This is a genomic window from Colwellia sp. MB3u-45, assembly GCF_014077005.1.
GTDB lineage: Bacteria > Pseudomonadota > Gammaproteobacteria > Enterobacterales > Alteromonadaceae > Cognaticolwellia.
Genome location: NZ_JACGVC010000017.1, coordinates 1 through 4,287, shown reverse-complemented (window position 1 = coordinate 4,287; position 4,287 = coordinate 1). Strand labels below are relative to the sequence as shown.

Sequence of the window (4,287 nt, the reverse complement as noted above, 5' to 3'; positions counted from 1 at the left end):
GATGTTTTAGTGGATATGAAGATATTGTTAATGAATGTAGTCGAGCCTGGAATATTTTTGTTTCAGATGCATCTAGGGTGATAGATCTTTGCTCTAGAGATTGGATAAAAGTGGGAAGTTAATTAGTCAAATTGGTATTAATTTACTGTAACAGACTGAAGTTAAATGTAAAAAATAGTCTGACACTTTCTGTCTAGGTGATTTTATCCATTGCCTAAAAAGAGAACAAATGACATTTAAACCGCTGAAATTAATCAATTCATTAAATAAAAAAATACTTTTTATTATTTCGTTGAGAAGACAAGTTGCCGTTTTAAGAGGATTCGGAGCTTAAAAATAAATAACGGGCAATAATAACCGCTAGATATTTGCCTGGAGGGAGCTATGAACACAACATATTGCAAGCATAAGCTTCATTGGTCTGGCAATATGTGTGTTCACTAACGCGATAGTAGGCGCTTATAAGGTTAACATGGTAACCGTTTGGCTTGGCTAGTTATAACGTTTCAACTGCTGCCAGTGCTTGAGTAAACTCAGGCAGTTCTAACTCCAAACACTCATCATTTTCTTGCCAATTGATACCGATAATAACGCCATCTTCGAGTAAGTCTTCAATCCAGAATTCCATCCAATCAGCTAACGTAATAGCCGCAGGTATATAATCAGCCCACTCTTCAATACAATGACTTTTGGCCAGTGCTTGTGTTGACCAAAGTGGCATAACTTCAGTGTTTTCAAAGTTAATTGAATCAAGTACCACCCAATCTTCGCTGTTTTTATCTTGTAACGCCCAAATTATTTGTGTTTCTTTAACTTGATTTAAAAATGACTTCAGTGTTTTTTCAATGCTCATTGGTTTCATTACCCTAATTACGTTTTTAACATTATACCAAGTGAATTAAATCTAAAGATATGAATTTGTTGTTACAGGTAAGTATTGCTCAGAAATTGCCACACATTAGTTACTTAAAAAGCTTTATACCTATTAAATTAACCATCTGTTAAGCTGCAGAGATGAGTAACTTAAGTAACAGAATAATCATTGAAAATTGAAGTCGTAAATAATATTTCAGCTATAGCTAAACAAGACTGGCAACGGCTAAATCGACAGCCATCGGTGTTTTCAAATTATCAATTTCTCCAGTGTTTAGAAACGAGTGGCTCGGTTAGTGGTGCTCAAGGTTGGCAACCTCATCACTTACAATTGCGTGATAACGATAAAAATGAAATTAACGCTATTCTGCCCATGTACGTTAAATCTCATTCATGGGGAGAATATGTTTTTGATTGGGCATGGGCCGAAGCCTATGAAAAGCATAATATGCCCTACTACCCTAAATTAGTCGCTACCACGCCTTTTACACCGGTAACTAGCCATAAATTATTATCTCACCATCTTGGCCTTGCTGATGTTTTCGAGGTATTAACACACCATTGCCAACATAAAAACTTAAATAGCTGGCACTTATTATATTGCTTACCAACACAGCAAAAGTCTGATGATGTTTACCAACGTAACACGGTGCAATTTCATTGGCTAAACTATAACTACCGTGACTTTGACGATTTCCTCTCACGCTTCACCGCCAGAAAAAGAAAAAACACTCGCAAAGAGCGTCTTTCAATGGCGCAACAAAACATTGAGATTAGACGCGTTACCGGTAAAGATATTAGTGAAAAAGAACTTGAGTTTTTCTATTTAACTTATCAGCTAACTTATTTAAAACGTGGACATACACCACATTTATCGTTTGATTTTTTTAAGTCAATAGTAGAAAAGTTACCTGAGCATATCTTGCTGATCATCGCTAACTGTAATGGCGAAGACATCGCTTGTGCTTGGTTCTTTTTTGACGACAAGCATTTATATGGTCGCTATTGGGGTTGCACGAAGAGTTATAACAATTTACATTTTGAATTGTGTTACTACCAAGGCATAGAGTTTTGTATTGAAAATAAACTGAGCTTATTTCACCCAGGTACCCAAGGTGAACATAAAATAGCCCGAGGCTTTGAACCTAAGCTAACCACGTCATATCATTGGATCAAACATGCAGGCTTCAAACCGGCTATCAAAGCCTTTTGTTTGCAAGAACAACAACAAATGCGTACTTATCAAGCGCAGTGCCAAACACTACTACCTTATAAGTTAAACAATGAAAACGGTTAGTCACGCTAGTCATCATATGCGTAAAGAACTGAGTGTAGAACTGAGTGAAAAATTGAGTAAACAACCATGAACAAACCCTTCTCCCAAGCCTGTGAGAACAATAAAGCCGCTATTTTAGCTGCGCTAGCTGATAGCTTTAGTGCCAGTAAAACTGTGTTAGAGGTCGGTTCAGGCTCTGGCCAACATGCGGTGTTTTTTGCGCCCAACATGCCATGGTTAAGTTGGCAGACCAGCGATATATTAATAAATCATCAAGGTATTAGCCAATGGTTAAGAGAATATCCTGCAGGTAACTTACTTCACCCAATTGAACTTGATCTCAACCATCCTTGGCCAATTGAAAAAATTGACGCCATATACACAGCAAATACCTTGCACATTATTAGCTGGCCATTAGTGCAAGCATTTTTTAGTGGGGTATCACAACATTTAAATCAACAGGGTAAATGTTGTGTTTATGGGCCATTTAATTATCAAGGCCAGTACACAAGCGAGAGTAATGCTGGTTTTGATATCTGGCTCAAAGAGCGTGATAGCCAAAGTGCTATTCGCGATATTGAGGCAATAATGGCCTTAGCGCAGAGTGTAGGTTTATCGCTAGAAAATGATCATGCTATGCCAGCAAACAATCGCTTATTAGTCTTTCAAAAGCTGGCTTAATTCATTTATCTGCTGAGGGGATTAGTATTAAAACCGTTATTGTTAAAAATATTGTTGTTAAACCCGTTACGGTTAAAAATGCACTAGGTTGAGCTAGTTATGGACAAACTGACCATGGATAGGCTAAGCGCAATAAAAACTACAGCGCTTGAGCTGTAAAGACTTTTTCCTAATGGGTTTGGAGCTCAAAACAGTAGAGGAATAAAAAATGAGTCAGAGAAAAGATACTGACTAGAATATAAATTAGTGGTCAGTTTTACTTGACCACTTCGCAGGATGCTCTAAGTCTTCATCATTTTTCATAAATGCTATCTTTTAACTACAAAGCTTGGTGTCTCGTCGAAATAACTTAGCAATAGTCAGCTGAAAACAAATTAATTCAAAATCACTAGTCTGGAACTTTCACCGATATTTCAATTGATTTAGCATCACCCACAAGCCACTTTTGTAAATAGATACTGCCCATAGCTTCAGCCTTACCTGGCTCAGCTACTTCTTTAAAACGGATACTATTTTTGTTTTCTTTCTCAAAAACAAGTTTAACCTTAACTTCTGGCATGTTATCTCCCCTTCGATGACTTAGCTTTACGCTAGATTTAAACGTGCCACTAACCATGTGGCAATATCACGGATTTGTGTTGGATGAACACTATGCGCCATCGGATAAGTTTGCCATTTTACTGGGTAGTTTTTCGCATTAAGTAAGGTATTAGCCATTTTACCTGCACTTAAAGGTACAACATCGTCATTGTCGCCGTGTTGTTGCAAAATTGCTGTATCGCTATTCGCCGCACTTAATTGCTCGGGTAATGCATCAGCGTTAGGTAAATAACATGATAACGCCATAATACCTGCAAGCTTTTCAGGGTAACGCAAACCGGTAAACATGCTCATCACGCCGCCTTGGCTAAAGCCCGCTAAAATAATATTCTTTGCCGGTATACCCGCTGTAACTTGCTCGGCAATTAATGCTCGAATTTTGACTTCAGATTTAAGCACACCGTCCATATCAGCACGGTTATGTAAATCCATACTTTTTATGTCATACCATGAACGCATGACATGGCCTTGGTTAATAGTCACGGCTTGCTCTGGCGCATGTGGAAACACAAAGCGTACCGCGTGATTTTTAGGCAAACCTAATTCTGGCACAATAGGCGAAAATCCTGCACCAGAGTCTCCTAAGCCATGTAACCAGATAACACAGGCTGTGGCGGGTGAAGTAGGTTCTATGGTAATACGTTCTAATGGAACAGCTGACATGCGTCTCTCTTTATAGTCTTTACGTGAAAAATGCCAATATCATAACGCTTCTATAGCGTAATACCAATCTCACTAATTATCTGATCATTTTTACTGGTTAAAATAACCAACTACTGCGTTATTTATTTAATAATTAGAACAACTAGTTATTAAAATAAATGCCTTATATTTGGCCATTTTTCCTGCGTATAAAG

At 37.8% G+C, this 4,287-nt stretch carries 5 protein-coding genes; 2 read left to right on the top strand and 3 right to left on the bottom strand.

Annotated features, from left to right (window positions below):
* Positions 1-496 precede the first annotated feature (496 nt).
* Positions 497-853, bottom strand: coding sequence for a DUF2750 domain-containing protein (locus H4J41_RS00090; RefSeq protein WP_182237225.1), 357 nt, complete (start codon positions 851-853; stop codon positions 497-499).
* Between the two features lie 189 nt (positions 854-1,042).
* Here H4J41_RS00090 and H4J41_RS00085 point away from each other — a divergent pair, with 189 nt between their 5' ends.
* Together H4J41_RS00085 and H4J41_RS00080 are read left to right on the top strand one after the other, a co-directional pair.
* Positions 1,043-2,170: a GNAT family N-acetyltransferase gene (locus H4J41_RS00085; protein ID WP_182135329.1), complete on the top strand. Its 1,128-nt coding sequence runs from the start codon at positions 1,043-1,045 to the stop codon at positions 2,168-2,170.
* A 66-nt stretch (positions 2,171-2,236) separates the two neighbouring features.
* Complete coding sequence (locus H4J41_RS00080) at positions 2,237-2,830, top strand: DUF938 domain-containing protein (RefSeq protein ID WP_182135330.1); 594 nt, start codon at positions 2,237-2,239, stop codon at positions 2,828-2,830.
* Positions 2,831-3,218: 388 nt separating this feature from the next.
* Here H4J41_RS00080 and H4J41_RS00075 read toward each other — a convergent pair whose 3' ends face one another.
* Positions 3,219-3,389: a hypothetical protein gene (locus tag H4J41_RS00075; RefSeq protein WP_182135332.1), complete on the bottom strand. Its 171-nt coding sequence runs from the start codon at positions 3,387-3,389 to the stop codon at positions 3,219-3,221.
* A 26-nt stretch (positions 3,390-3,415) separates the two neighbouring features.
* Positions 3,416-4,093: an alpha/beta hydrolase gene (locus tag H4J41_RS00070; protein ID WP_182135334.1), complete on the bottom strand. Its 678-nt coding sequence runs from the start codon at positions 4,091-4,093 to the stop codon at positions 3,416-3,418.
* Positions 4,094-4,287: the final 194 nt, after the last annotated feature.